30 protein-coding genes and 1 pseudogene are annotated in these 23,303 nt (G+C 69.2%); 13 read left to right on the top strand and 18 right to left on the bottom strand.

All coding sequences use genetic code 11. The features are described 5' to 3' along the window. Positions 1-89: 89 nt before the first annotated feature. Together ACFWP5_RS44205 and ACFWP5_RS44200 are read right to left on the bottom strand one after the other, a co-directional pair. Positions 90-350, bottom strand: a complete 261-nt coding sequence (locus ACFWP5_RS44205; RefSeq protein WP_384170479.1) for a hypothetical protein — start codon at positions 348-350, stop codon at positions 90-92. Continuing rightward, on the bottom strand, positions 347-904 hold the full coding sequence (locus ACFWP5_RS44200; protein WP_384170477.1) for a hypothetical protein: 558 nt from the start codon (positions 902-904) through the stop codon (positions 347-349). The genes ACFWP5_RS44205 and ACFWP5_RS44200 overlap by 4 nt, the downstream gene beginning before the upstream one ends. A 287-nt stretch (positions 905-1,191) precedes the next feature. On the opposite strand from ACFWP5_RS44200, the gene ACFWP5_RS44195 reads away from it, so the two are divergent. Further along, positions 1,192-2,448, top strand: a complete 1,257-nt coding sequence (locus tag ACFWP5_RS44195; protein WP_384170475.1) for a helix-turn-helix domain-containing protein — start codon at positions 1,192-1,194, stop codon at positions 2,446-2,448. 226 nt (positions 2,449-2,674) lie between these two features. After that, on the top strand, positions 2,675-3,265 hold the full coding sequence (locus ACFWP5_RS44190; protein ID WP_384170473.1) for a hypothetical protein: 591 nt from the start codon (positions 2,675-2,677) through the stop codon (positions 3,263-3,265). Between the two features lie 120 nt (positions 3,266-3,385). Here ACFWP5_RS44190 and ACFWP5_RS44185 read toward each other — a convergent pair whose 3' ends face one another. Next, the gene (locus tag ACFWP5_RS44185) at positions 3,386-3,868 is read right to left on the bottom strand and encodes a hypothetical protein (RefSeq protein WP_384170471.1); all 483 of its coding nucleotides are present in this window, start codon (positions 3,866-3,868) and stop codon (positions 3,386-3,388) included. Positions 3,869-4,253: 385 nt separating this feature from the next. Between ACFWP5_RS44185 and ACFWP5_RS44180 the strand changes: the two genes are divergently transcribed. Both ACFWP5_RS44180 and ACFWP5_RS44175 read left to right on the top strand, forming a co-directional pair. Beyond that, a complete protein-coding gene (locus tag ACFWP5_RS44180) occupies positions 4,254-4,763 on the top strand; it encodes a hypothetical protein (protein WP_384170469.1) in 510 nt (169 codons plus the stop codon). Positions 4,764-5,197: 434 nt separating this feature from the next. Next, a complete protein-coding gene (locus ACFWP5_RS44175) occupies positions 5,198-5,686 on the top strand; it encodes a hypothetical protein (protein ID WP_384170467.1) in 489 nt (162 codons plus the stop codon). Between the two features lie 42 nt (positions 5,687-5,728). On the opposite strand, the gene ACFWP5_RS44170 is transcribed toward ACFWP5_RS44175, so the two are convergent. The 8 genes from ACFWP5_RS44170 to ACFWP5_RS44135 all read right to left on the bottom strand — a co-directional run bounded on the left by ACFWP5_RS44170 (position 5,729) and on the right by ACFWP5_RS44135 (position 11,630). Next, a complete protein-coding gene (locus ACFWP5_RS44170; RefSeq protein WP_384170465.1) occupies positions 5,729-6,358 on the bottom strand; it encodes a hypothetical protein in 630 nt (209 codons plus the stop codon). A gap of 173 nt (positions 6,359-6,531) precedes the next feature. After that, positions 6,532-8,397, bottom strand: coding sequence for a hypothetical protein (locus tag ACFWP5_RS44165; protein ID WP_384170463.1), 1,866 nt, complete (start codon positions 8,395-8,397; stop codon positions 6,532-6,534). Between the two features lie 225 nt (positions 8,398-8,622). After that, positions 8,623-9,165, bottom strand: coding sequence for a 2'-5' RNA ligase family protein (locus tag ACFWP5_RS44160; RefSeq protein ID WP_384170461.1), 543 nt, complete (start codon positions 9,163-9,165; stop codon positions 8,623-8,625). 138 nt (positions 9,166-9,303) lie between these two features. Further along, positions 9,304-9,642, bottom strand: a complete 339-nt coding sequence (locus ACFWP5_RS44155; protein WP_384170458.1) for a hypothetical protein — start codon at positions 9,640-9,642, stop codon at positions 9,304-9,306. A gap of 74 nt (positions 9,643-9,716) precedes the next feature. Beyond that, the gene (locus tag ACFWP5_RS44150) at positions 9,717-9,938 is read right to left on the bottom strand and encodes a hypothetical protein (RefSeq protein WP_384170456.1); all 222 of its coding nucleotides are present in this window, start codon (positions 9,936-9,938) and stop codon (positions 9,717-9,719) included. A gap of 290 nt (positions 9,939-10,228) precedes the next feature. Continuing rightward, entirely contained in the window at positions 10,229-10,870 is a 642-nt protein-coding gene (locus ACFWP5_RS44145) for a TMEM175 family protein (RefSeq protein WP_384170454.1), read from the bottom strand. 245 nt (positions 10,871-11,115) lie between these two features. Beyond that, positions 11,116-11,301: a hydrophobic protein gene (locus ACFWP5_RS44140; RefSeq protein ID WP_384170452.1), complete on the bottom strand. Its 186-nt coding sequence runs from the start codon at positions 11,299-11,301 to the stop codon at positions 11,116-11,118. A gap of 113 nt (positions 11,302-11,414) precedes the next feature. Then, a complete protein-coding gene (locus ACFWP5_RS44135) occupies positions 11,415-11,630 on the bottom strand; it encodes a hypothetical protein (RefSeq protein ID WP_384170450.1) in 216 nt (71 codons plus the stop codon). Between the two features lie 384 nt (positions 11,631-12,014). Here ACFWP5_RS44135 and ACFWP5_RS44130 point away from each other — a divergent pair, with 384 nt between their 5' ends. From ACFWP5_RS44130 to ACFWP5_RS44115, 4 genes are all read left to right on the top strand, one after another. Next, positions 12,015-12,293, top strand: a complete 279-nt coding sequence (locus ACFWP5_RS44130; RefSeq protein WP_384170448.1) for a hypothetical protein — start codon at positions 12,015-12,017, stop codon at positions 12,291-12,293. A gap of 83 nt (positions 12,294-12,376) precedes the next feature. Continuing rightward, positions 12,377-12,778, top strand: a complete 402-nt coding sequence (locus ACFWP5_RS44125) for an ANTAR domain-containing protein (protein ID WP_384170446.1) — start codon at positions 12,377-12,379, stop codon at positions 12,776-12,778. Beyond that, positions 12,775-13,131 (top strand): PRC-barrel domain-containing protein, encoded by a 357-nt coding sequence (locus tag ACFWP5_RS44120; protein ID WP_384170444.1) that lies wholly within the window; start codon positions 12,775-12,777, stop codon positions 13,129-13,131. Before ACFWP5_RS44125 ends, ACFWP5_RS44120 begins: the two co-directional genes overlap by 4 nt. A 40-nt stretch (positions 13,132-13,171) precedes the next feature. Beyond that, a complete protein-coding gene (locus ACFWP5_RS44115; RefSeq protein WP_384170442.1) occupies positions 13,172-13,531 on the top strand; it encodes an ANTAR domain-containing protein in 360 nt (119 codons plus the stop codon). A gap of 191 nt (positions 13,532-13,722) precedes the next feature. Here the strand turns inward: ACFWP5_RS44115 and ACFWP5_RS44110 are convergent, their stop codons facing one another. After that, complete coding sequence (locus ACFWP5_RS44110; protein WP_384170440.1) at positions 13,723-15,102, bottom strand: diacylglycerol/lipid kinase family protein; 1,380 nt, start codon at positions 15,100-15,102, stop codon at positions 13,723-13,725. A 324-nt stretch (positions 15,103-15,426) separates the two neighbouring features. Here ACFWP5_RS44110 and ACFWP5_RS44105 point away from each other — a divergent pair, with 324 nt between their 5' ends. Together ACFWP5_RS44105 and ACFWP5_RS44100 are read left to right on the top strand one after the other, a co-directional pair. Next, positions 15,427-16,245: a SigB/SigF/SigG family RNA polymerase sigma factor gene (locus ACFWP5_RS44105; RefSeq protein WP_384170438.1), complete on the top strand. Its 819-nt coding sequence runs from the start codon at positions 15,427-15,429 to the stop codon at positions 16,243-16,245. Next, a complete protein-coding gene (locus ACFWP5_RS44100; protein WP_384170485.1) occupies positions 16,242-17,078 on the top strand; it encodes a DUF1206 domain-containing protein in 837 nt (278 codons plus the stop codon). Before ACFWP5_RS44105 ends, ACFWP5_RS44100 begins: the two co-directional genes overlap by 4 nt. A gap of 94 nt (positions 17,079-17,172) precedes the next feature. Here ACFWP5_RS44100 and ACFWP5_RS44095 read toward each other — a convergent pair whose 3' ends face one another. Next, positions 17,173-17,343, bottom strand: a complete 171-nt coding sequence (locus ACFWP5_RS44095) for a hypothetical protein (protein WP_384170436.1) — start codon at positions 17,341-17,343, stop codon at positions 17,173-17,175. Between the two features lie 179 nt (positions 17,344-17,522). On the opposite strand from ACFWP5_RS44095, the gene ACFWP5_RS44090 reads away from it, so the two are divergent. Further along, positions 17,523-17,954, top strand: coding sequence for a hypothetical protein (locus ACFWP5_RS44090; protein ID WP_384170434.1), 432 nt, complete (start codon positions 17,523-17,525; stop codon positions 17,952-17,954). A gap of 132 nt (positions 17,955-18,086) precedes the next feature. Continuing rightward, a pseudogene (locus tag ACFWP5_RS44085) lies at positions 18,087-19,057 on the top strand (YihY/virulence factor BrkB family protein). A gap of 59 nt (positions 19,058-19,116) precedes the next feature. Here the strand turns inward: ACFWP5_RS44085 and ACFWP5_RS44080 are convergent. The 4 genes from ACFWP5_RS44080 to ACFWP5_RS44065 form a co-directional block, all read right to left on the bottom strand. Then, positions 19,117-19,833 carry an ANTAR domain-containing protein gene (locus tag ACFWP5_RS44080; RefSeq protein ID WP_384170432.1) on the bottom strand — a complete coding sequence of 239 codons (717 nt, stop codon included), beginning with the start codon at positions 19,831-19,833 and terminating at the stop codon, positions 19,117-19,119. A gap of 84 nt (positions 19,834-19,917) precedes the next feature. Continuing rightward, positions 19,918-20,679 carry an ANTAR domain-containing protein gene (locus ACFWP5_RS44075; RefSeq protein WP_384170430.1) on the bottom strand — a complete coding sequence of 254 codons (762 nt, stop codon included), beginning with the start codon at positions 20,677-20,679 and terminating at the stop codon, positions 19,918-19,920. Continuing rightward, a complete protein-coding gene (locus ACFWP5_RS44070) occupies positions 20,676-21,281 on the bottom strand; it encodes a hypothetical protein (RefSeq protein ID WP_384170428.1) in 606 nt (201 codons plus the stop codon). The genes ACFWP5_RS44075 and ACFWP5_RS44070 overlap by 4 nt, the downstream gene beginning before the upstream one ends. Before the next feature lie 56 nt (positions 21,282-21,337). Continuing rightward, positions 21,338-21,763: an STAS domain-containing protein gene (locus ACFWP5_RS44065; RefSeq protein WP_384170426.1), complete on the bottom strand. Its 426-nt coding sequence runs from the start codon at positions 21,761-21,763 to the stop codon at positions 21,338-21,340. Between the two features lie 498 nt (positions 21,764-22,261). Here ACFWP5_RS44065 and ACFWP5_RS44060 point away from each other — a divergent pair, with 498 nt between their 5' ends. Beyond that, positions 22,262-22,702, top strand: coding sequence for an Asp23/Gls24 family envelope stress response protein (locus ACFWP5_RS44060; RefSeq protein ID WP_384170483.1), 441 nt, complete (start codon positions 22,262-22,264; stop codon positions 22,700-22,702). A 459-nt stretch (positions 22,703-23,161) separates the two neighbouring features. Here ACFWP5_RS44060 and ACFWP5_RS44055 read toward each other — a convergent pair whose 3' ends face one another. After that, a complete protein-coding gene (locus tag ACFWP5_RS44055; RefSeq protein ID WP_384170481.1) occupies positions 23,162-23,266 on the bottom strand; it encodes a hypothetical protein in 105 nt (34 codons plus the stop codon). Positions 23,267-23,303: the final 37 nt, after the last annotated feature.

The following is a 23,303-nucleotide window of genomic DNA, read 5'->3' as shown; positions in this document are numbered from 1 at the left end:
GGATCTTCCGCAAAGCCCGGTGCAGTCCCAACCGCATGTCGTCAATCGCAGCCGCCATCCTCACCCTGGAGCGGCACCGCTGAAAAGGCTCACTGCTTTAGTTTCCCACGAGGGACGCGGTACCCGCGCGCTTCCCGGCCGGGCCGGAGCACGAGCCCCTCCAGGGGAATCACCCCCTCGTCCAGGCCGTAGTCGGCGTGCGTGTCGGCCGCCGCAGAGGGGTGGGTCTTCAAGGCCCTGTGGAGGCGGTAGTTGTAGGAGACCGGGTTGAGCCGGTCGGGCGAGAACGGTTCGATCACCACCGTCCCCACAGCCCGCTGACGGGCGATCTCAGCGCCGGTGAGGATCACCGCAGCGCCTCCTGGGCCAGCTCGGCGGCGTGCTTGCGCAGGTCGTCGAGGCTGCCGGAGTTGTCCACCCGCCACCACGGCGCCGTGGCGACCGCCGCCTCGGTGGGATGGTTCTCATCCCCCGCGGACAGGTCGGCCCGCCCGGCTTTGCACCGCTGCCGGACCTCATCGGGCGCCGTGACCTCCACCAGGGCAAAGCCCAGAGCGGTCACCGCCTCCACATCCGCCGCGCGCATGTCGTCACAGAGCAGCACGGCCTGCGGCCACAGGTCCCCGGCCTGCCGCACCCGCTCGGCGAACGGCTCGGTCAGTGCGCCCGGGTTGATACGGCGCAGCTCGGTGCCCAGCAGGTTCAGCAGCCGGCCGTCCTGGGCGCCGCTCTCCAGCAGGGGCCTGCCCGCCACCGCGTAGACCACGGCCTGGAGTTCGTAGAGCGGCGCCGCCAGCTTCACGGGCAGCACCTTCCTGCCCGAGCGGGCCCACTCCTTCGCCAGCAGGCCGGCGAGCGTGCTCTTGCCCGCGCCGGGCTTGCCGTACAACGCGATCCTGGGCATGGCTGTGCCCTCCCCTCGTGACCGTCTCGGATACCGGGCGGGTGCCGGGAACACTCACGCAGCACCACCTTGGCCACCGCGCGGTGAGTCCCTACGCTCAGGGCCCGTAGCCGTCATCGTGGCCTCCCGCACCACCTCGGGAACAGGGGGCAACTGTCCGCAGGTGTCCGCAAATTGACGACCGGGCCACCATCCGGACACGGGAGAGTGTGTGCTGGTCGTCGCAGACCAACCCTGTCCGCAACGGGCCGCGGACATCGACGTCCCACAGCGCCGTGGAGGCAGCCATGCCAGAGCCGACAACCCAGGTGACCTTCGCCACCGAACTGCGCCGCCTGCGCGGAGAGTTATCCCTGCGTGCCCTCGCCCGCCGGGCCTGCTGCAGCAAGAGCGTCATCGGTGACATCGAGACCGGGCGCAGACTGCCCACGCCCCGGATAGCAGACGCTCTGGACAAAGCGGTCGGTGCCGACGGCAAACTGGTGGAGTTAGCCGAAGCGGAACGACAACAAGCGGAGCGGGCGAGCACCACGGCTCCCGACCAGGCCGTGGACGGTCTCCTGCTGGATTGGGACAGCGTGTTTCGCAGGGACTTCCTCAAAGGCACCGGCGTCGCGGCAGCCGCTCTCACCGGCCTGGGCGCAGAACAGACGCTGGACGCGGACAGCCACGATCTGCTGATCGCGCACAAGGACTTACGCGCCGCCCACGGCCGGCTGGACAACCTCCGTGGCGCACAAGCCGTCTACAGCCAGGCCCGGGAACACCACCAGCAGATCCTCGCCTGGCTCACGACCGCCACCAGCGACACCGAACGCCACCGGATCGCCGCCTTCGCCGCCGACACCGGCGGCTTCGTCGGCTTCCTCACCTACGACCTCGGCCAGGCCGAACTCGCCATCACCCACTACCGCGACGCCGCCGGACACGCCCAGACGGCCGGCGACATCTCCTCGTGCTGCAACCTCCTGGGCCAGAGCAGCCGCATCCTCGCCGACCTCGGCCACTACGACAAGGCACTCACCCTCGCCCACCACGCCCTGCACCTCGCGGGCACCCGCGCCCACCCCGCCGTACGATCCTGGCTCCACGCCGTCCGCGCCCACCACCACGCATGCCTCACCCACAGCCGCGCCGCACACACAGACCTCACCACCGCCTGGAAACTCCTCGACCACGCCGACGACGGCGAGAAACCCCCCTACATCGGCTACCTCAACGCAGCCGAGCTGAACAAATGGACGGGCCACACCGCAGTCCGGCTCGCTTCAAGCAAAGCGTCCGCGATCCGCACCGGACGCACCGCGCTCGACGACGCTCGCGCAACATGGCCCACCAGCATCGTCCGAGGCTCCGCCGAAGTCCTGACCGCCAGCGCGCACATCTACGCCGCAGACGGAGAGCGTGAGGTTGCCGCCGACTTCGTCTCCCGAGCCATCGCCGTCGCCACCACCACAGGATCAGCGAGGAACCTCCGCGCAGCCCTGACCGCCCAAACGCTGGTCATGTCCGCATCCTCACTCAACCGACGGTCGATGAGCTAAGCAACAGCGACGGCCCCCGCCCGCTTCTGCACTGATCCACGGAACTCGGAACTACGGCCAGAGCCAGATTTATGCAACGCCTGCCCTGTCCCACAGCAGCCGGCCCACTGCACTGCGCGTGCGGCGGTCGCGCCGTGAGGGTCCATGCTCGTCACGGCCGAGGTTGAAAAATACCTGCTAAGACCGGCGTTGGCAGCGCCCTCCTCCCGCTCGTACGGTAGCGGCCATGACCGAGACTTTGGACCAGAGCAGGTTGAGTGAGATTGCCCGATCACTCAACCGCTACCAGTGGCAGCCCAGCGATGAGGAAGCCACGTGCGGCGCCGCCTTCTTCCAACTGGTCAAGAGCACGGAAGAGAAGGAGCGCGGCTTCCCCCGGGGCACAGAGCCAGGGCCGTGGACACCGCGCCTGCGTACAGAGAACGTCGCCGTACTGGCCGACGAAGTCACCATGCTGCGGGAGGAGTTCTTGCCCGAGTGGCGCGAACGCCTTCCCGCCGGCTCGCCCATGGCCGAGCTGATCGACATGTACGTCCGGGGTGCGCAGCCGGTGGTGCGGCACGCGGACGCGGTACTGGCCGCCTGGGCTGAGGCCGTCCTGCCCGAGCCGACCGAGGACGAAATCGCCTACCGCACCAGATACACGGGTGCTCCGGCAGAGGAGGTTGCCGCCCGGCTGCGGTTCGGGACCGCTGCCAGTTGGGAGGAGGAGCCTCCTCGGCGCCTGCTGTGGGAGGAGATGGCGCCCGCGTGGAACCATCTGGGGGCGGTGCGCTCCACCATGATGGCCGCGGTGAGCGGGGACGTTGAGTACTGACGCGTCCACACCGGCCCGGCCGGTCAGCTGTGTGAAGGCCGCCTGAGGAACGTGGGCGGTCGTGCCGTGGCCTGATGCGGGCGCTGGCCCCGTACGGGGCAGATCACCAGGCGGGGTGATTCAAATAGCCCTATCTGGTGCGGGTGATTTGGCAGTTGGGCCGGCAGGCACACTGAGGGCGCTGCGTGCGGCCGTGAGGAACACGGTCCTCGCCCGGTCCACGTCGTCGGGCGGGCAGCTGCGATCGTCCTGTACCAGCGTGGCAAGGTGCTGTGCGGCGTAGAGGACGTCGTCGGGACCCACCAGCCGCAGGGCGTCCAGGGTGCTGTTGACAGCCCGGCGTTTGTCGAGAGGAGCAGGCCCACTGGGACTGGCGGCGCCGAGCGCTGTATCGACGCGATAGAGGAACTCCAGATAGGCCGGGCGCCGGACATCGTGCTGCCGCTGTTCATTCGCGGCGGAACCGATGAGTTGCAGCACGTCGGGAAGGACGCCAGCCACGCTCGTTGACTGGCGCCGCAGAGGTCTGGCAAACCAGATAACGGGCAGACCGCCGGCTACCGCCGCCACCGCGGCGATGAGTGCAACTTCCCCGAACCCCATGATCCGATTCTGCCAGAACGCGCAGTCGGGCGCCGGGAATCGCCGTCGCCCCGTACCGTGCGTGCTCGGCTCCCTGGCATCGTCCGGACCGGCCATCCCGCCGGTGGCCCGGGGCATCGACGAAGGTCGCAGCAGCGCTCCTGCAAGTGGGCGGACCCAATGATCATCGCAGCACGGTGATCATTCCAGTGTTGCGACGAACGTGACGAAGCGGCCCTGGGCGTTGGCCAGTTGAGGGTCCGGCGAGGCCGACTGCTCGGTGCTGGCCCAGCTCCCTGCAGAGCCGTCGGGCTGACCGCGGACCTGGACGGAGGACGCCCCCAAGGAGAAGGCCAAATACCGGGGATCGGGACGCCTCGCACCCGCTCTCGGCTTCAATAGGGTCATGGACACTGCGGTCGTCGGGTTGATTGGAACCGTTGTCGGGGTGGTCGGAACGCTGGCCACCACCCGTCTCGGTGGAACGGAACAGAGACGCGCTCAAAACGATCAATCGGCAAGACTGGAGAGGACCACGGCCTATACGAAGCTCGCCACTGCATGCAGCCGCACCTACAGACTGGGCTACGCCGCGCACGTGGAGGTCCAGGACACTCATGGTCGAGCTGAGCCTTCCCCGGGAGTTGCGGAGAGGCTTCAGGAGTTCGGCCTGGCCGTCGAGTCCGCCCTTGAAGTCGTGAGCCTCGTCAAGCTGCACGGGCCGGAGGAGATTGCACGCGCGGCGGGCAACTTGGCCTCCGCCATGAGCGGCTGGTACCGCGAGGTCGCGTTCCTTGCGCAAGGAGAGGGCAATATCCAATGGGCGGGCGAGGCCATCGAACTCTACGAGGAGTTGGAGGAGCGATTCATTGTCTTGGGCCGCGAGGCTCTGAGCAGCACGCCCGTGCCGGCCTGAGGGCTTTCCTGTTTCAGGGAGGCGGAGTGCCGCGGCTAACGGGCGAGGGCGGCCTGATCCGGAAGGTCCCGCGCTTCAGGACACCGGGGGACGGCGGGACGCTCGCGCAGTGCTGACTCGGGGGCAGCCGGTGAGGGGAATCCGCAGCCGGATGCCACCGCCCCCCAGGGTAGTGCTGTTGCCGGGCCCACCAAGCAGATCCTGCGGAGTGCCGGCCAGGGCGTGGGTTGTCGCCGGGGCGGGCTGGGCGGTGGTCATCGGGGAGCCCAAGGCAGCGCTCGATGCCGATGGTGTCGTAGTGGATGCCGAGGGCATCAGCACAGCGCAGTGCGGCAGCCCACCTCTGCTCTGGCCGTCTGCCGATTGCCGATCGCCCAGTGCGGGATCTGCTGGGCGCCGTGTTGAGGCGGCCGTGGAACCAATACCGTGCTGCTATGAAATCGAGTCTGCGCGAGTGCATGGAAAAGGCGTCGGCGATCGGCAGGGACGAGCCTGGGTGGAAGAGCGCCGTTGCCCGGGCCGCGCAGCTCATCGAGCCGCAGTGGCTGATGAAGGGATGGGAGTGGAAGCGTCCGTACGCCCTGGACAGCCTGGCACTGATCCTCTTTGCGCTGGACCGCGATGAGCAGTTGGACGATCAGGCGGCGCTCATCGCTCTCGCGCCGTACGTGCACACGCCGGGCACCGAGTACCTGCACACCGCGGACGTACTGGATGCCACGCTCGCCCTGTTCGCCGAGCGCTTGCCCGATGTCGGCGGACCACTTAGCCGCCTGATCACCTCCCTGACGGTCTCCCAGGCGGTGGACGACTGGGCGATGGAGGAGCTGCCGTCGATGGACACACCCGACGTCCGCATGCGACTGGCACCCGCTCTGGAGTGGCTCGACCGAGGGCTGGGGGCAGGGGCGCCGGCGTCCTAGAAGAAAGAGAGCACCCGTGAACGGGCGTGCAGCGTCAGGGGGTCAGCGCCACTCCGTGGGGTCGTGCGGGTCGGTGTACGTGCTGGAGCTGCGCGCGTCGGCCGGAGTGATGGTGAGTCGGTAGGTGCCGGAGAGCACGGCGACGATGCGGCTCGGCGGGCGCGGCAGCAGCAGACCGACGGGGAAGCCCTCCGGGAAGCCGGTCTGCTGATCGGCCCACCAGCGGATCCACCCGTAGACCACCGACGGGTACAAGCCCACCGGTCCAGGTTCGTCACTGCGGACAGTCACCGTGTAGCCGGCCGGTTCCCAGACCGCGGGCGGCTGGACGCTCACCCAGACCAGCGCCTCACGACTGCTCGTCACCGCGGCCACGACCAGCGCACCGGGAAGCGACCGCACCCTCGCCCGCAGCTCCTCGTGAGCGGCATCAACACTGCGGTGATGGCGGGCGTCAGCAACGACGACGGACGCGCTCTGGGCGACCGGCTCCGGCTCGATCGGCGACCGGCCGACCGGTGCCAGAAGATGCCACGTCCCCTCCTCCTGCGGATGCCCTTCTGCCAGTTCGTGCCAGTCCACACGGACCCGCACGACCGAGTCCGCCCCGGTATCCGCCTGCGTCCGCACATGCCCCGCGGCCACAGCCTCGTCCGTCGGCACATCGATCACGCCGTGCTCCTCTCCCTGCCGCTTCCGGGCCACCCGCACGTTGGGCGGATGCACCTCTCCTATCTTCCCCACCACGCGCAAGTCCAGGGGCGTTACGGCGTTTCGCTCATCGCCGACGCCAGAAGGACGTCATCTGTGAGCATCCGTTTCCCCCGGCGGTCTGCTGCGACATCTCAGGGCGAGTGCTCAGTCTTGGCCGCCGGGGCGGTTCCGTGCGAAGGGGTCCATTTCCATCGCCAGTGGCGGTGAACCTGCTGTACGTCGGCTTCGACTACGTCGCGCAGGTCGTCTTCGTCAGTCGGCGGTTCCAGGCCCAGTGCTCCGGCGACCTCGCGGAAGGCCGTCATCATCTCGGGGTCTCCCGCGGCGACCAGACAGGACAGGAGCGGCTGGTCTGCCGCAGTGGACTGGTCGACGAGGGTGAGGATCTGGACCCGGTCGGCCATGGTCATGGCGGGCAGCGCGGCACCGAGTTGCCGTCGCAGCTGTGCCCAGCTGATCGTGTTCTGTTCGCGGGCGGCCCTCTTGAGCGCGCCGCGCACGGCGGCGGCAGTGGACTGCACGACGTCCGCAGTCAGTTCATGGCGCTCCTGGCGCCCGCTCTCCGGTTTTCGCCGCGTGGACGACTTCCTGATCCAGGACTTCGCCTTTTTCTGTTCGTCGGCGGACAGCCAGTCACCTGCGGTCTCCACGACGCCGGCCAGCTCCTCGGTCAGCTTCTGCTTCTCGTCGGCCGACACGCGGTGGCCCTCGGCGAGGCGTTCCATGATGTTCCTGGCCCTGCGTACGGCCGTGCGTCGGGAACGACGTTCCGCGCGGGTGCTGTTCGCCTCCCGCGACGTCGTCCGCTCTGTCCGTTCCTTCGGTGCCTCGGGTATTTCATGCCGGTTGGGGGGCTCGGGTGCGCGCCTTCGGGGCCGGGAGGATTCGAGCAGGGGGTGCAGCACGGTGCGGCCGGGTCCGGGAAGGTGGTTCTGCTGGCGGAGGAAGGCCCGGGCCTCGGCCAGAACGCGCTGCTCCATGACGCTGGCGCCGCGGCGGGTCAGTGCGGCTGCCGTCAGCAGCTGGGATCGGACGTCGAAGGCGCGCCTCTCGGCCACGGCCTGGCGGAGATCGGTGAACACGCGCTGCTGGTAGTCCTCGTGACTCGCGAGCCACGTCCGGGCCTCATCGAGGGCCCCTTCCGCTTCGGCACGGTCAGGACCCTGCAGAGCGTCGAGGAAGGCGCCGCTGCCGCCGCAGAGGCGGCGGACGTGTTCGACCGTTCCGGAACGCTGAGCAGCCTCCAGCCCGCGGATGAACAGCAGGACGTTCTCCGGCACGGCGCCCGGCCGGTGTCCCGCCTCGGCCGTCCCGTGAGCGGGGGCGGGGGCGGATTGTTCGTCGAGGATCCGGGCGGCGGCCGGGGTCAGCAGGCCGTCCTCGCTCCAGGCGCAGTCGCTGAGAGGGATCCACTCGGTGGGGCGGGCCAGGCTCTGCGTGCCGATCCAGACGCGGCGGCTCGCTCCGTCGCTCTCGCACCGCACCCGGTACACGTACGGGCAGTTCACCAGGATGCCCGGGTCCAGCTCGACGCCGGCCCCGAGGACGACCGTAGGGTCGTCCGCCCAGTTCGGTGGCACCATGTTGTCCATATGGACGCGCAGGCGACCACCGTCCTGGACCTCCACTTCGAGGAGAGAGCCGATCGGCGGCGGGAACGCGAACAGGCCGGCCCGGCCGTGCTCCAGCAGGGACTGGGACATCGCCGACTTCACGTACAGATGGTCGGCGCTGGACTCCCCGACCCTTGGCCTGCGGCACGTGTGCGGGGTGCCGTCGGCCTGCGGATAGTGCTGAAAGTGACACTGCCGGTCGACGTACAGCTTGTGGGCGAGTTGAGAGCCGCAACCGCCGAGCAGGACCCCGCACCAGAACGTGTCGCGGGCATGAGCCCGCCGGAAGCCGTCCAACGCGATCGCCTCAGTCGGCAGGACGACGGGCACATCGGAGTGCTCGTCCCCGATCACCGCGGTCTGTACCAGACGTGTGTCCCGCACTCCGACGACCCCCAATCGCCTATCAAACAAAGGTAGGTTCCGCGTGCGCACTCGCGACAGGAGTCGGACACGCGGACGTGCTTTTCGGCGCTCCCCCAGCAGCCCTGCTGGCAATGGCCCATCGCGCCGGACGTTGCACGGCGCGTCCGTGCGGGGCTCGGTCGGCCCTTTGAATCGTTGGTCTGATCGTTGGCTCGATGAAGCTGGGAGGGCCGGTGGCGCGGGTCAGCCACCTCCCAGCGGTATGCGCGCGACGGGTTCCCAGCTCATCTCCCACCGGACGCCGCCGTCCGGCGAGGGGTGGGCAGTCCAGCACACGTCGAGGAGATGCAGCTGGGACACGGTCAGTGGAGCGTGGCTGGGGCTGATCCGGCGAAGGGCGCTCTGGAGCGGGTCGGAGTCGGCGCCGTCGTAGGCGTAGCCGAGGGAGGCGTGCCCCCGGCCTCCCCCGTGTGCGATCGCCGATGTGTCGTGCACCTCCCACAGCGCGGCACGGACCAGGTTCCGCAGGGCCACGAGCCCCTGGTCGGGATGGGTGTCGAGAACGGCCCCGGTGCGGTTCGCCAGCGGACTGCCGCACAGCACGGTGATCGGTTCGAAACGCGTGAGCCGGGCTTTGAGCGCGGCGATGAGACGGGTGCGCTCGGCGGGGCTGATGTCGGTGCTGGGGGCGGAGGCGTCCGTTTCCACGGTGATGTGCACGAGGTCGTCGGGCACGCACCAGATGGGATAGTCGCCCAGGACCTCACGGCAGGTGTAGGCCCGCATTCGGAATGTCCCGTTCCGCTGCGGTGACCTGGGCTTCATCCGCCGTCTCATTCGAGGGACACGGCAATTCTGTCTCACGATCTTGTCCTTTGTACTGTCCGGCCCACCACTCGGAGGCCCGCACCGATCCGAGCCGAGTCAGAGAGCTGTGCCGAGGGGGACCCGCGTCACGTTTTCCCACGTGATCGTCTTGGTCTGAGGGCTCGCGGTGACGTCGACGAGGTGGACCGCGTTGATGTGCAGCGGGGCATGGCTCGGCCTCACTCGTCGGAGGAGGCGTTGCGCGGCGTCGGATTCCGCTTCGGCGTACGCGTAGGCCGTTGTCAGATGTTGAATCCCGAACTCGTACTGGCAGGCGTCGTCGCCGAGCGTGGCACGGGTGCCGTCCCGTGCTGCGGAGTGCAGGGCTGCGAGCTCGTGATCGGGATGTGTGTCGGCGATGGCGCCGCTGGCGTAGCTGAGGACCGATCCGATCATGATGGTGAACGGCGCGATGCTGGCGACCCGGTGGCTGACCTCGGCGACGAGTGTGTCCCGCTCGGCTTGGCCGATCAGGTGGTGGGTTTGCTGATCTGGTCGACGGTGATGTGCAGCCAGCGATGTTCGACCGGGGTGATAGGGAATCCGGCGCCCAGAAGGGTCTGGTTCGAGTCCGTGACCAGCTGGGCGAGGGCATCGTGGCGCGGATCGTCCCAGTCCACCTCGACGTACCAGTGGAGCAAGGTCCCCGAGTCCCAAGGCCCTTTCCCCTGCTTGAAGTTGAAGGCTCGCATGGATCGGGAACGTAGTCGCTGATGTACCCAGACGGTGGTCGTTGCGGCAGGTTGCCCGGAAATACCTTGCGATCAGGCGCTGAGAGCCTCGGCGAGTTGTGCACGGGCCGGCCGGTGAGGGCGTCGCACAGTCAGTGGCGGGCGTGCGACGGCTTAGCTGACACGCGGCCGTCGAGCAGGCGCACGCAGAGCGGTGGCTGGCGGCCGATGTTCGGGTGTGGAGCGCGACGGTGAAGCGTGGGGCGAGCTGGCGGGTGACCTCTGACTGGGTCGTGCCCGGGCCGGGCGGTTCACTGGTGAGGGAGTCGGCGGAGGCGGTGGCCGAGGATGTAGTGGGCGGGGATCAGCGTGAGCCAGAACCACATGGCTGCTTCCGTGTTGACGAAGGCCAAGGGAATAGAGAGGCCGAAGATCAGAACGCTGGAACCGAGTTGGGCGGTGAAGTGGCGGCGGGCCGCGGCGGCGGATGATGATGCGGGAGAGGGGTGCACTTGGCGTTGCGTGAGCAGCAGCAGGGTTGCGTGCACGGCATGGATCGCGGCCATGGCACCCGCGTAGAGGGCGACGGCTTCAGGTTGAGAGGCGTACGCGGCCAGGAGTCCGGTGGGGAAGGGCAGCAGGGCGACCAGGCCGAGGCCCAGGAGGATCAGGCGGGTGACTATGGCCGTCTCGGTGGGCAGTGCGGTGAGGATGCGGCGGTGGTCACGCCAGAACCCGGCGATGAGGGTGAAGCTGAGGGCGAAGGCGCCGACGTTGGGAAGCGCATCGCTCAGGGCTCTGTGGAATGCGGCGTCATCCAGATGCGCGGGGATCGCCACGTTGATGACGAGCAGTGTCATCGCGATGGCGTAGATGCCGTCAGACAGAAAGATCAGGCGTGCCGGGCCCGGGTCGTTCTCGTGGGGGTGCGTCTCTGCCACTGGCTCCGTCATGTCGACGACAGTAATGCGTTAGTACCCTGCCCCCTCGACGCTCTGCGTCTCCCGCCAACTGCTGCCTGCCACGCGCCTGCGGCCCCTGCGGAGCGAAGCCGCCTGTGGTGCCGATACGGGCGCTTCGAGGGGCAGGATGGTTGTCGCGCTCCTCGAAGCGTCCGGAGTGTGGGCTTTCGCGACTGTCAGATGGTGGGGTGCTGGTCACGGACCGGGCTGAGCGACTCCAGCAGCGACGCGATGTGTTACCCGCGGCTGCGGCCGTACCGGCGGCTGCCACCGCTACGCCTGCCACCGCCGCGCCCGCGCATGGCGAAGCCGACGATCCAGACGACCAGCAGTACGGCGGCGACCCACCAGAGGGTCTGCATGGTGAAGCCGAACCCGAACACCGCCAGGATCAGCAGAAGGAGAAGGATCCACAGGATCATTGCCGGGCCTCCAGATCGCGGGAAGTTCCTGATTCCGCGGGGTCCGGGCGAAGCGGGGGAGGTGGAATGCGTCGCCCGAGTCATCCGGAGTGGCATGGCCCTACGCCGTGCTGTCAGTCAACGCCCGGCGACTTCCTTGTCAACGTGGTGTCGGCGCGGGGGAGTTCTGGGAGCTGGGCAGGGGCCGCTGGGGCAAACGGAGCCTCGGCGGAACCGTCGACCGGCTCGGCCGGCGGCGCCGGCAGGACGTGGTCCTCCCACCAGGACAGGCCCATCACGGTGGCGAGCAGGACGAAGGGGGCAGAAGCCGGAACGATCAGTACGTACATGCGTACCGCCTGCGGTGGGATGCGTGCGACGCGGCGGGCAGCAGAGGGAGGATGCCCGCATGGGGCGCATCGAGGCGGCGCAAGGATCGCGCAGCGACGGCGAGTGCGGGAGCGGCCCGTAGGTAATCGGGACGGGGGCCGGCACCGATGCGCCAGGTGCGCCCCCGAAGGAGCGCGAGAGGTGATCGACGCTGCCGGGGGCTCGGGCCGTACCGTGCACGCTAGCCCTCGCCGCGCTCCCTGGACAGATGTCAAGTGGCCATCTGCTCCGGGTGGCAGACCGTTACATGGGGCGCTGTCCGCAGCCTCTGGGGAGGGCTACGCTGTTCGAACAGGCCCCGGCCCCCGGCAGTGATGCCTTGTTCCGCTCCGGGGAGGCCCGCCGTGTTCGTATCGCTTCTCATCCTCATCGTGGTCTTGTTCGGCCTCGGCTTCATCAACCCCCTGTGGTGGGTGGCCGCGGCCGTGTTGGTCTTCGGCGTCACCCGGCACGGCCGCGATCGCGGGGGAGGCTGGATCCGTGGTGACGGTTCCGATCTCGGGGAGTACCGGGACTACGAGAACCGCCGGGATCGTCAGGACCGCTGGGACCGTCGCTACAGCCGTCGGCACCAGGCGCGCTGGAGGCGCGAGGACCGTCGGGACCATGAACGCCGCGGGTGACCGATGTAGTTGCCCGACATCCAGGAGTTCCGGGACGGCTTCAGCCACGCCGGACGCGCCGAATTCGTGGAGAGGTACGTGCCATGCATCGCACAACCATGCTTCCGGGGGACTGGTGGGATCTGACGGCCGAGAACTCGGTAGAGGACCCGGCGGGTCAGGATGTAGTGACGCTGCGCGCCGAGATCGATCAGCTGCGGCGGGCGCTGGCCGGCCGTGCGGTCATTGATCAGGCATGCGGCATGGTGATGGTCCTGGCCCCCTGCCGCCGTGGGCCGGCCAGGAACCTGCTGGTGGATATCTCGCGGCAGTGCAACACCAAACTTCCGGAGGTGGCTGCGGCCGTGGTCGCCGCCTGGGAAGGTGAGCCGCTCTCGCGGCTGATGCAGCGGGCGCTGCGGCACGCACTGCGGCGGCTTTACGCGGAAGACCGGGGGTGCGACTCACCACCGGCGGATGAGCCGCCCGGAAGGGGAAGGTCATGATTCACGCAGCCGACGTCCGCGAATGGCGCGACCGCGATGTCGTCGATACCGAGTCGCACAAGATCGGTGTCCTGGAGGCGGTGTATGTGGACACCACCACCGATGAGCCGGCCATGGCCACGGTGCGGATCGGACTGCCCACCCGGCACCGGCTGGTCTTCGTCCCCTTGGAGGACGCGATCGCCGGGCCGGGCTATCTCAAGGTCGGCTATGTCGGAACGCTGGTGAAGCAGGCCCCTTCGATCGGCACCGACGACGTGCTGCCCGCCGAGCAGGAGGAAGCGGTCTTCAAGCACTACGGACTGGCCTACAAGCCCGGTGCGGCCGGCGAACGGCAACTGGCGCGCCGCTGACCGCCTACGGACAGGACGACTGCCCTGTGAGGTACGCACGATGCGCCAACTGACCACGCCCCGCGAGGAACAGCGGCTGTTGACGGCCGTGGCTTCGGCGGAGGAAACGGCTCTACTGGCCGAGGTCGTCGAACTACGCGCCAGGAACGAGCAGTTGGGCCGCGCGTTGGCGAGCCGTGCGGTGATCGACCAGGCGCGCGGCATGCTGATGGCCTTGGCGCCGTGTTCCAGCGAGAGGGCATGGGACCTGCTGGTGGAGGTGTCGCAGCACTGCAACATCAAGCTCCGTGACGTGACTGCGGCCCTGGTCGCCACGACGAAGGACGAGGCGCTCCCGGAGCCGATACAGCGGGAGCTGCGCCGGGGGCTGCGGCGCCTCCATCAGGAGGACCGGCGGTGACGGCGTGCGTGCTCAGCGGGCGGCACCGGGAGCTGTGAGCTCAACTCTCCGGTGCCTTCGTCCAGGACGGCCGTCGGACGCCTCCGTTGTGTAGCCCACCTCGTGGAACTCAAACACCGGCCTGCCCCTTCCCCGACCTCAAAGCCGTTGAGCAGGCAGAACGCTCGACGAGCGCCACTCCGCCGGTGGCGTCAGTGCGGTGGCGGCAGGTAGACGGTGAGCGCACGTGCCGCTTTGTCGAGGTGGAGTGTGCCGGCGGCCGGGCTTACTTCGCCGTCACGGGTGTAGTCCTCTTCCTCGCTCATTCCGTCGATCCGCAGCCGGGTGACCGTGGTGGCCTGGTAGACGCGGGAGCGGGCGAGGGTTCCGGTGAGGAAGGCGGTGACGAGACGGGTGCGGGCGAAGGGGTGGCTGCCGTCGACGGTGCGGATGTCGAGGAGTCCGTCGTTGAGGCTGCGGCGGTAGGAGGGGGCGAAGCCGGGCGGGTCGTAGCGGCTGTTGCCGGCGAAGAGCAGCCACAGCCGCCGGTGCCGCCCGTCGACGGTGACCTGGCTGGGGGTGCCGTCGGCGAGGACGCGGAGCAGGCCGATGCACAGGGCGGGCCACTTGCCCAGGCGCCTCTCGCGGGCTTCCCGAGCCCGGACGAGTTCGGGATAGACGCCGATACCGAAGGTGTTGAGGAAGTACGTGCCGGCACCGTCCGCGGCGGTGACCCGGCCGAGGTCGACCGCGCCGCCGTAACCTGCCTCCACGGCGTCGGCAGTGGACTCCAGGGTCGCAAGGCCAAGGTCGGCGGCGAAGTGGTTGAGGGTGCCGGCGGGGAACACGGCCAGTGGCAGTCCGCTCTCGGTGGCCCGGACCGCTGCCGCGTTGACCGTCCCGTCACCGCCCACGACGCCGAGCGCGCCACCGTGGGCGAGCACGTCCTTGGCGGCCTGGTCGAGCACCAGGTGCAGGTCGACGCCACTTTCACAGAGCCGTATGTCCGCCATCGGCAGAAGGATCCGCAGTTTGGCTTCGGCCGGCGTGTCGCCGCCCGCATCGCTGTTGACGACCGCGATCAGCCCCAGACCCGCGGGAAGCGCGGGGACGGAGGCGTTCGGCCGGGCGGTGTCGGCGGGTGCGTCCACGTGCAGCGGCCACCAACGGCAGGTCGCCGTCGCGACACCGACCCCGAGTGCGGCTCCGGCGAGCACTTCAACGGGCGAGTACGTGCCGGTGCGGGCGCGCAAGACGGCGGCGGCTGTGGCCAGGGGGATGAGTGCGGCTCCCAGCTTGGGCGACTCCAGGGCGACGGCGGTTGCGAAAGCCGCGACGGCGGCCGGGTGCCCGGACGGCAGTGCCCGGACAGCGGGCATAGACCGAAGCCGGTGGCTGGACGCCGACTTGGCGGCGATGCCGACGGCGGCGGAGGCCAGGGCCAGCGAGCCTGTAGCGCGCAGCGCGGCACGGCGTGCGCCACGGTTGCCGGACAGGCCCATGACGGCCGCGCCGGCCAGCCACGGCAGCAGGGGGTGGGCAGAGGCGACGCGCGCGAAGAGCCGTGCATCGAGTGCGCGGAGGTGTCTCATGCCGACTGCGTACCCGTAGCGATGCCGACCACGCGGCCGCCTGCCCGCACGAATCGGTCAAGGGCGCCTGCCGTGTTGCCAGTTGACCATCAGGTTCCGGACGGGACCGCCCAGAGTCGGCTCCACATTCGCCACCCGCGCGTCCCGTGGGCAGCCGCAGATGCGTAGCGCAGAGCTTGTTTGAACCCGGGCTGCCGGGGAACCCGTCCGAGGTGCTTCAGACCGGAGGCACGCCCGTGGGAGCAGCTGTCGCTGCTCCCCTGCGCGCTGCGGTCTGCCGGCTCCCACGGTGAGTGACGCCACCGATGAGGGAGACACGCGCCCATGCCGTACGCACGCACGCAGAACCGACGAAGCGCACGCCCCTACGACGACGCACCGGACACCGACGCCGCGTTCCGCCGTATCGCCGCTCTGCCGCACGGCCCGGAAAGGTCCGCACTGCGGCAGGAGGTGGTGTGCGCCTGGATGCCGATGGCCGAACGGCTCGCCGGGCGCTTCCGCCATCGAGGCGAGACTTTCGAGGACCTCAAGCAGGTCGCGCAGCTCGGTCTGGTCAAGGCGGTGGCCCGCTTCGACCCAGGTTTCGGCACCGCCTTCCCGAGCTTTGCCATACCGACGATCCTCGGCGAGGTGAAGCGGCACTTCCGTGACGAACTCTGGGTCGTGCATGTGCCGCGGCGCGTACAGGAGCTGCGCGGCCGGGTCCGCTCCGCCAACCATGAGTGCTCGTCGCGGGGCGGCCGCGAACCCTCCGTCCCCGAGATCGCCGCGCACACCGGCCTGTCCGAGGCGGAGGTACGGCTGGGCCAAGGGGCGCTGGAGAGCTTCGCCGCCCGGTCGTTGGACGCCGTGCCCGGCCACTCCGCGGACAGCCATCCGCTGACCGACACCCTCGGTGGCCTGGAGCCCGGCTTCGACCGGATCGTCAACCGTGAGGCGCTCCGCCCGCTGCTGCGAGCACTGCCCGAACGCGAACGCCAGATCCTCTATATGCGGTTCTTCTGCGAGATGACGCAGAGCCGCATCGCCCTGCAACTCGGTCTCTCGCAGATGCACGTCTCCCGTCTGATCACCCAGACCTGTGCACGCCTGCGCGACCAAGTGATGACCGACCCCCACGTCCTGAGGAGGGCATCCTGACGACATCCCGGGTGCACGGGCGGCGCCGGGCCGCCAGGCCCAGCGCCCGTCGCTCCGCGGAGAGGCAGACACTGACTGCCGCCGGGCGGGCGGGCTTTGCAGCACGTGGGGTGGTGTACGTCCTCATCGGTGTACTGGCCGTCCGGATCGCCCTCGGCAACGGCGGCGGGACGGCGGACCGCCAGGGTGCGCTGGCCCAGGTCGCGGCGGGGCCCTTCGGGAAGGCGATGCTGTGGGCGCTGGTTGTCGGGTTCGGCTGCATGGCGTTGTGGCGGGGCGCCCGCGCGGTCCTGGGCAGGGGGCCTCGGCGCAACGCGGCCTCGCGAGTGCTTGACGGCGGACGGGCACTCTTCTACGCCGCGGTCTGCTGGGCGACCGCCGTGTTCGCAGTCGGGGGCGGGCAGGGTTCCAGTGGCAATGCGCAGTCGCGGGACTGGACGGCATCGGCGCTCAAACTGTCCTACGGCCAGGTGCTGGTGGGTGCCGGGGGCTGCCTCCTGATCGGCATCGGTGCGGTACTCGCAGTCCGGGCGGCCATGCGGAGCTTCCTCAAGCAGCTGGACACCGGCAGCATGAGCCACCGTACGGAGCAGGTCGTCACCGCTCTGGGCGTCGGCGGAGGCGTGGCACGTGGTGTGGTGTTCGCCGCGGCAGGGGTCTTCATCCTGGTGGCAGCCGTCCACTTCGACCCGCACGAGGCCAAGGGCGTGGACGCGACGCTCCGCAGCTTCACGCAGACACCGGTGGGGCCATGGCTTCTGGTTGCCGTCGCGATCGGGCTAGTTCTCTTCGGTGTCTTCTCGTTCGCCTCGGCTCGCTGGCGCCGCCTGTGAAACAGTGGCCCAAGCCGGATCGGAAACCGTCCCGCCCCCGTCACCGACCGCAGGTGGGCATGCGGAGCGGCGGTCCACCGTCCACCACCAGGCGTCAGTGGGCCGGGCGTCGGCGCGAGCGCGATACCGAGCGCACGAGCAGGTACAGCACGGCGGCGATGACGAGCAGCACGCCGATGGAGAGCAGATACAGCATGCCGTCGACGACAGCGCCGATGACGACCAGCGCGATCGCGCCGCCGAGAAGAACCAGGAAGAAGACCATGGCGCTACGCCTCCTGGGGTCATGGCGGATGGGTGGACCAGAGGGTCGACCACCAGTAGTGCCAGCGTCCCCCGATCCTGCGGTCACCTCAATTTCAGGGTAGACGCAACCCATGGCGATGGTGTGCCAGGCAGAACGGTTCTACCGTGAGGACAGGAAGCAGATCCCAGGAGCACGTCATGATCATCCTCGGACTCCTCATTCTCGTCGCCGCAGTAGTCATCGGCGTCGCCGGCGTTCTTTCCAACAGCGGCAGCGCCCACGAGCTCACCGGCGGATTCTCCGTCTTCGGAGTCGACGTCACCGGCTCCACCGGCACCCTCTTCCTGTACGGTGTCGTCGTCGGAGCGGCGGCTCTGCTCGGGCTGAGCCTGCTCCTGACCGGTACACGCCGCACCGCTCGTCGCGGCCGCTCCGCACGTCGCGGGCTCAAGCAGTCTCGGCTCGAGACAGCCGCAGCCGAACAGGAACGGGGCGTTCTGATCAACGAACGCGACTCCGCCCGTGCGCAGACGGGGCGGGCGGAGAGGGATGACGCAGACCCCGCCGGACCGGTCGAACGACCCCGCCACAAGCAGCACTGGTTCCGCCACCGGGCCGCTCCCCGCTGACGATCCCGCAGACGGCCTTGCCCGCACCGGATGCCCAGACGCCGCTGCGGTCATGCTCGATCGGCTCCGACGCAGACCTCGGTTGAGCTGCCGGGCGCGGTGATGGTGGGACGCGCAGCGCGGGTGTTCCTCATGGACTGGCTGAGAAGGCTGCCGGTGATCGGAAAGCTGATGCGTACGCACGCTTGGCGGGCGTTCGAGCGGCTGGATGCCGTCCACTGGGCCCGGCTCGCCGCGGCCATCACCTTCACCAGTTTCGTCGCGCTCTTTCCGCTGATCACCGTGGCCGCTGCGATCGGCGCCACGCTGCTGAGCGAGGACCAGCTCGGGAAACTCCAGGACAAGATCGCCGCCCAGGGGCCGGGCCTCTCCGACCTGCTGGACCTGGACAGTCTCGTCGCGCATGCCGGATCCGTCGGGCTGATCGCGGGCGGACTGCTGCTCGTGATCGGCATCAACTGGGTCGGCGCCCTGCGCGGGTGCCTGCGCGCGGTATGGGAGAAGGATCAGGACCCGGGCAACCCGTTCCTCAAGCTCAAGGACTCCGTGGTGCTGGTTGGTCTTGGCGCGGTCGGGCTGGTCGCGATCGGCAGTTCGGTGTTCGCCAACAGTGCCGCCGGCTGGGCCGCCGACAAGGCCGGTATCGAGGGCGGGGCGGGGCGAACTCTGCTGTTCTTCGCCGGCCTGGCCATCGCCCTGGTTGTCGACTTCCTGCTGCTGGTCTACCTGCTCACCCGGCTGCCGCGGGTGCATCCCGGCCGACGTGCTGTCGTGGTCGCCGGGCTGATCGGTGCCAGGCGGGCTTCGAACTGCTCAAGTGGTTGCTGACCGGCTACCTGCAGGGCGTTGCGGCGAAGAGCATGTACGGCGCTTTCGCCGTGCCGGTCGCTGTCGTGCTGTGGATCAATCTCATGGTCAGGCTGCTGCTGTACTGCGCCGCGTGGACGGCGACAGCAGCGGGGACGGCGGTGCGGTCCGGCGAGACAGCCGGGGGCGAGGGCCCGGAGCCCGGGATCAGCGCCGCGGATGACGCTGCACCACGGAGGGCGTCAGCCGGCAGCGGCGCACCAGCAGCACCGCGCCTCCAGAAGTACGGCCCGTGATCCGAGCGTGGTTCTTCGTGCTGGGGCAGCTGCGTGCGGTCACCGCCTCGGCGGCGGTGTCAGGCCACCAGGCCGGGGAGGGGTTCGGAGTCGTCGATGAAGGCGCGGGCCAGATCGGACAGGCGGCGGTTGTGGGCCCGGGCGTAACTGCGCAGGGTGGTGAAAGCCTGCTCCATGTCGATGTTCTGGCGTTCGGCGAGTTTGCCCTTGGCCTGTTCGATCAGTACGCGGCTGTTGAGCGCGGTCTGTAGCTGTTCGTTGAGGACGGTGCTGCGGTGGACGGTGCGTTGTTGCAGGAGGCTGATGGTGGCGACGTCGGCCAGGGCCTGGGCGATGAGTGTGCCGGCCGGGTCGAAGGGGCCGGGGGTGGTGTGGAAGAGGTTCAGGGCGCCGACGACCTCGTCCCGCAGGCGCATGGGCAGGGCCTGGACGGCCCCGAAGCCGCTGCGGTGGGCCGCTGTGACGAAGTGCGGCCAGCGGTCGACCTCCCGGGTCAGGTCGGGGACTGCCACCTGTGTGCCGGTGTGGAAGCATTCGAGGCAGGGGCCCTCGTCGTTCTGGAGCTGGAAGAGCTCAAGGAGGCGTACCCGTTCGTCGGAGGCGGCCATGACGCGGAGTTTGCCGTCCCGGTCGGCGAGCAGCACCCCGGCCGCGCTCGCATCGAGCATGCCGACGCAGCGGTCGGTGAGCAGGCGTAGGAAGTCGATGAGGTCGAAGTCGGCGACCAGGTTGTCCGCCAGCTCGACGAAGGTCTTGGCAAGGAGCTGCTGATTCATCGTGGGCACCCTCTGTTGAGTTGAGACTATTCCCGCCGGAACGGGGCGGGAAGCGCAGCACGTTCGTCGGATGGCACCAGGGCGTCAGGTTTCCTCGTCGGTCCGTCTCGGTTCCGTGTCCGGGGAGAAGCGGAGCCGGTGGGCCACGACGTCGGCGGCCACGTCGGCGAGCCGGTGTCCCTGCGTATAGGCGTGGGCGCGGAGCCGGACGAAGGCTTCGTCGATACCGACGCCGAGTTGGACGGTGAGGATGCCGGTGGCCTGGTCGATCTCCGCCCGGTATCCGCCCAGGTCCTCGAAGCCTCGATCTGCCAGTGCTCGGTCGACCGGTCCGCCCGTCTCGTCGATCCGTGCGTCGAGCAGGAGCAGCGTCGCGAGATCGGCGAACGCCAGCGCATCGGCCAACTGCTCCGTGTCCAGCACGGTGGGGATGTCGGCGTACAGGTCGAGGACTCCCGGGCTGATCGCGCCCATCTGTAGGGGGAGTGCGAAGACGGCGCGTGCTCCGGCTTCCAGTGCCGCGTCGGCGAACACGGGCCAGCGGTCCTGCAGTGCGCCGGTCAGCAGATCGGGCGTCAGGACGGCCGAGCCGTGCGTGAAGGCGTCCACACAGGGGCCCTCGCCCAGGGTGAGCTGGAGCTCCTCCAGTTGTTCGCTGATGTCGTCGGTGCTGCACAGCGGGTGGCTCGCGGCGGTCCTGGACATCGCTGATACTCCGGCTCCGCCGACCGGCAGTGTGGCCACGGCCGCGGTGCACACATCGACCACGCCGACCCGGGCACCACGGAGGGCCGCCTGTTCGGCGACCAGCACCTGGATGCGGGCCGAGCGGCTGTCGGACCTCATCCGGGCCACCGGGTCCAGGCATCGTGGGCAAGTCCCTCCAGCCGCGCCGTGGTTCGTTCCCCGAGGGGGAATACCAGCGCACGGAACATGGTCGGGCCCGTCGGCCGCCACATTTCTCCGACGTCCAGCCATCCCCAGGAGCGGAGCGACGCGAGGGTCGGGTGGTCGTCCTGATCCACCAAGGTGGCGCCGAGGGATGCCTGGTGGTCGCTCAGCAGCCGCTCCTGCAACCGGCGGGCCACGTCCTGGTCCTGCGGGTGCGGGCGGACCAGGATGCTGGTGATGGCGAAGACGCCGCCGGACGCGGTGAGCTGCTCGATGCTCTGCGGCAGTGCTCCGTCGAAGCCGAGCCACCAGAAGCCGTCGCTGTCCACCGGGAATCCGAAGGCGCATCCCATCAGGTGGTCCGTCTCCGCGATCACCATGGCGAATCCCGGCCGCCGGATGTCGCCGGTGAGACGGTTCAGGAAGTCCTGGCGGCTGCGGCTGCGGTATGCCTCAGGGGCGGGCGTCTCGCGGGAGTCGACGTACAGATCCGCCAGCTCCCCGCCCAGGCCCTGTGCCAGCCAGCGGTTCACGCGGCGCAGCCGGACCGCTTCCATGGTGGACGGCTCGTCTGCATGGGGCTTGTGCGGCTGCCCCTGCCTGGGCTGGGCCGTCACCGCGCATCGCCCGAGAGGACAGGCACCAGCGGAACACTCCGGTGCGGCAGGGCATGGGCTGTCGGGGCGGGGACGTCCCCGAGAGACGGTGGTAGATGCCCGAGCGGTAGGCCGAGAAGCAGGAACCCGGAGCCGGTGAGGTCGAGGATCCGCTCCATTGTCGGTGGCGGGTTGTGCAGTCGCAGGATTCCGCCGGCCTCCGTGGTGCGCTGCGCGGCGTAGAGGAAGGCATTGAGGCCGCTGCAGTCGCAGAAGGTCACGGGAGTGAGGTCGACATCGACGATGCGGATGCCGTCGCTTAAGCACCGCGCCAGTGCCGCGCGCACCAGCGGTGCCGAATCCAAGTCGATCTCACCGGCCAGGGTGATCAGCGCCCGTTTCCGGCGGTCATGACGGTAGATGGTGAGCTGTGGGAGGGGCATGACGCCTCGGTTCAAAAGACCATCCGGCAGCGAGACGGGAACGCCGGGAGTCCCGGCTCCTCTTGGCGCGCTGCTGGCAGGGGCGTACGTTCGGAGGAGGTGGAACGACGGCCGGTCCGACAGCCCGTGCAACAGGACAGGGGACCCACCCGGTTCCCTCCAGGGATGCGCCGGGTGACGGACGAGAGGTCCGCTCCCCGCAGCCATCTGCGTCGCGAAACGACAAGCCGCCGGGGTCTGGGACGCCTGTTCGGCAGCGTAGTCCTCGCACGGTGCGACAGGTGGTCCGAAAGCCGCCCAGTCTCAGAATACGGACGGTGTTAAAGCGCGGTGGCGCGTGCATGTCCGGTGCCCTGCACGGTACTTGGACAGGCAGCGCGAAAGCGGCGGCGAACAGCCGCTCAGGCATGGCAGTCCGTCGACTGCCCGAGGAGGTGGCTTCGCGTGACGGAGTCGAACGGTTCAACCCTGCAGAAGTCCGATCCCGATGAGCCGAGCATGGGCGTGGGCACGATGCTTCAGACCGCACGGCCCGGGCCTCAGGAACCGCCGGGGACCCGCGGTCGGACGGCCATCGCGGACGGGGTGGTGGAGAAGATCGCAGGGATCGCCGCACGGGAGGTCCCCGGAATCAACGCACTGGGCGGCGGATTCACCCGCAGCATGGGCGCCGTGCGCGACCGGGTCCCGGGCGGCCACGCGAGCGCGGGACGCGGCGTCAAGGTCGAGGTCGGTGAGAAACAGACCGCCATCGACCTCCAGGTCGTCGTCGAATACGGGGTCAGCATCCGCGAGGTCGCCGCAGAGGTCCGCGAGAACGTGATCGCCGCGGTGGAACGGATGACGGGCCTGGAAGTCGTCGAGGTGAACATCGCCGTCAACGACGTGCACCTGCCGGACGAGGACACGCCGCAGCCCAGCGAGGACCGCGTGCTCTAGATGCGAGGCGGGCAGGGGCAAGGACTCCGCCCCATCGCTCATTCACGGCACAGGGACAGCCACCGACTGCAGGTGGTAATCGCCTGATCCGGGCGCAACTCGGCCCCGCTGACGGGTAATCCGCGGCAGCTCCCCGTTCGGATTCGTCGGCGAGAGGATGGAACACATCGCCTTGCTCAGCGTCGACTTCCGCTTCTCCGGGTGGAGCTTCCCCGGGTGGACCAGCCTGACCCCACGCCGGCCGAGTGCACAGCGAGGAAAGCAAGCCCGGCAAGCATGAGACTCGTCGGACTGAAGATCACCTCGGTTGACGTCTCGGTGACACGGATGATGAAGGCGATGACGAAGAGTGCGGCGGCCACGAATGCAAGCATCTGTCTACCCCTACCGGTGGACGACGAACCACACGTGATCCCGGTGGCTGCGCCGCTGCCTGCCGGGTGCCCCGGACGGCGCCGATCAGTCGTTGTCCTCGGCCGGACTCCAGCCGGTCCGCCCGGTTCTGGAGCTCACCCAGCGCCTCGCATAGATGTCCTCCCGACCGGCGAACAGCGCCCGAAACAAGGCGATCTTCGCTGCCGCCCGTGGCCGACCCCGTCCC

The organism is Streptomyces sp. NPDC058469 (genome assembly GCF_042721125.1).
Taxonomy (GTDB): Bacteria; Actinomycetota; Actinomycetes; order Streptomycetales; family Streptomycetaceae; genus Streptomyces.
Note: the sequence above shows the minus strand (reverse complement) of the source record. Positions and strands in the feature narration are given on the sequence as shown.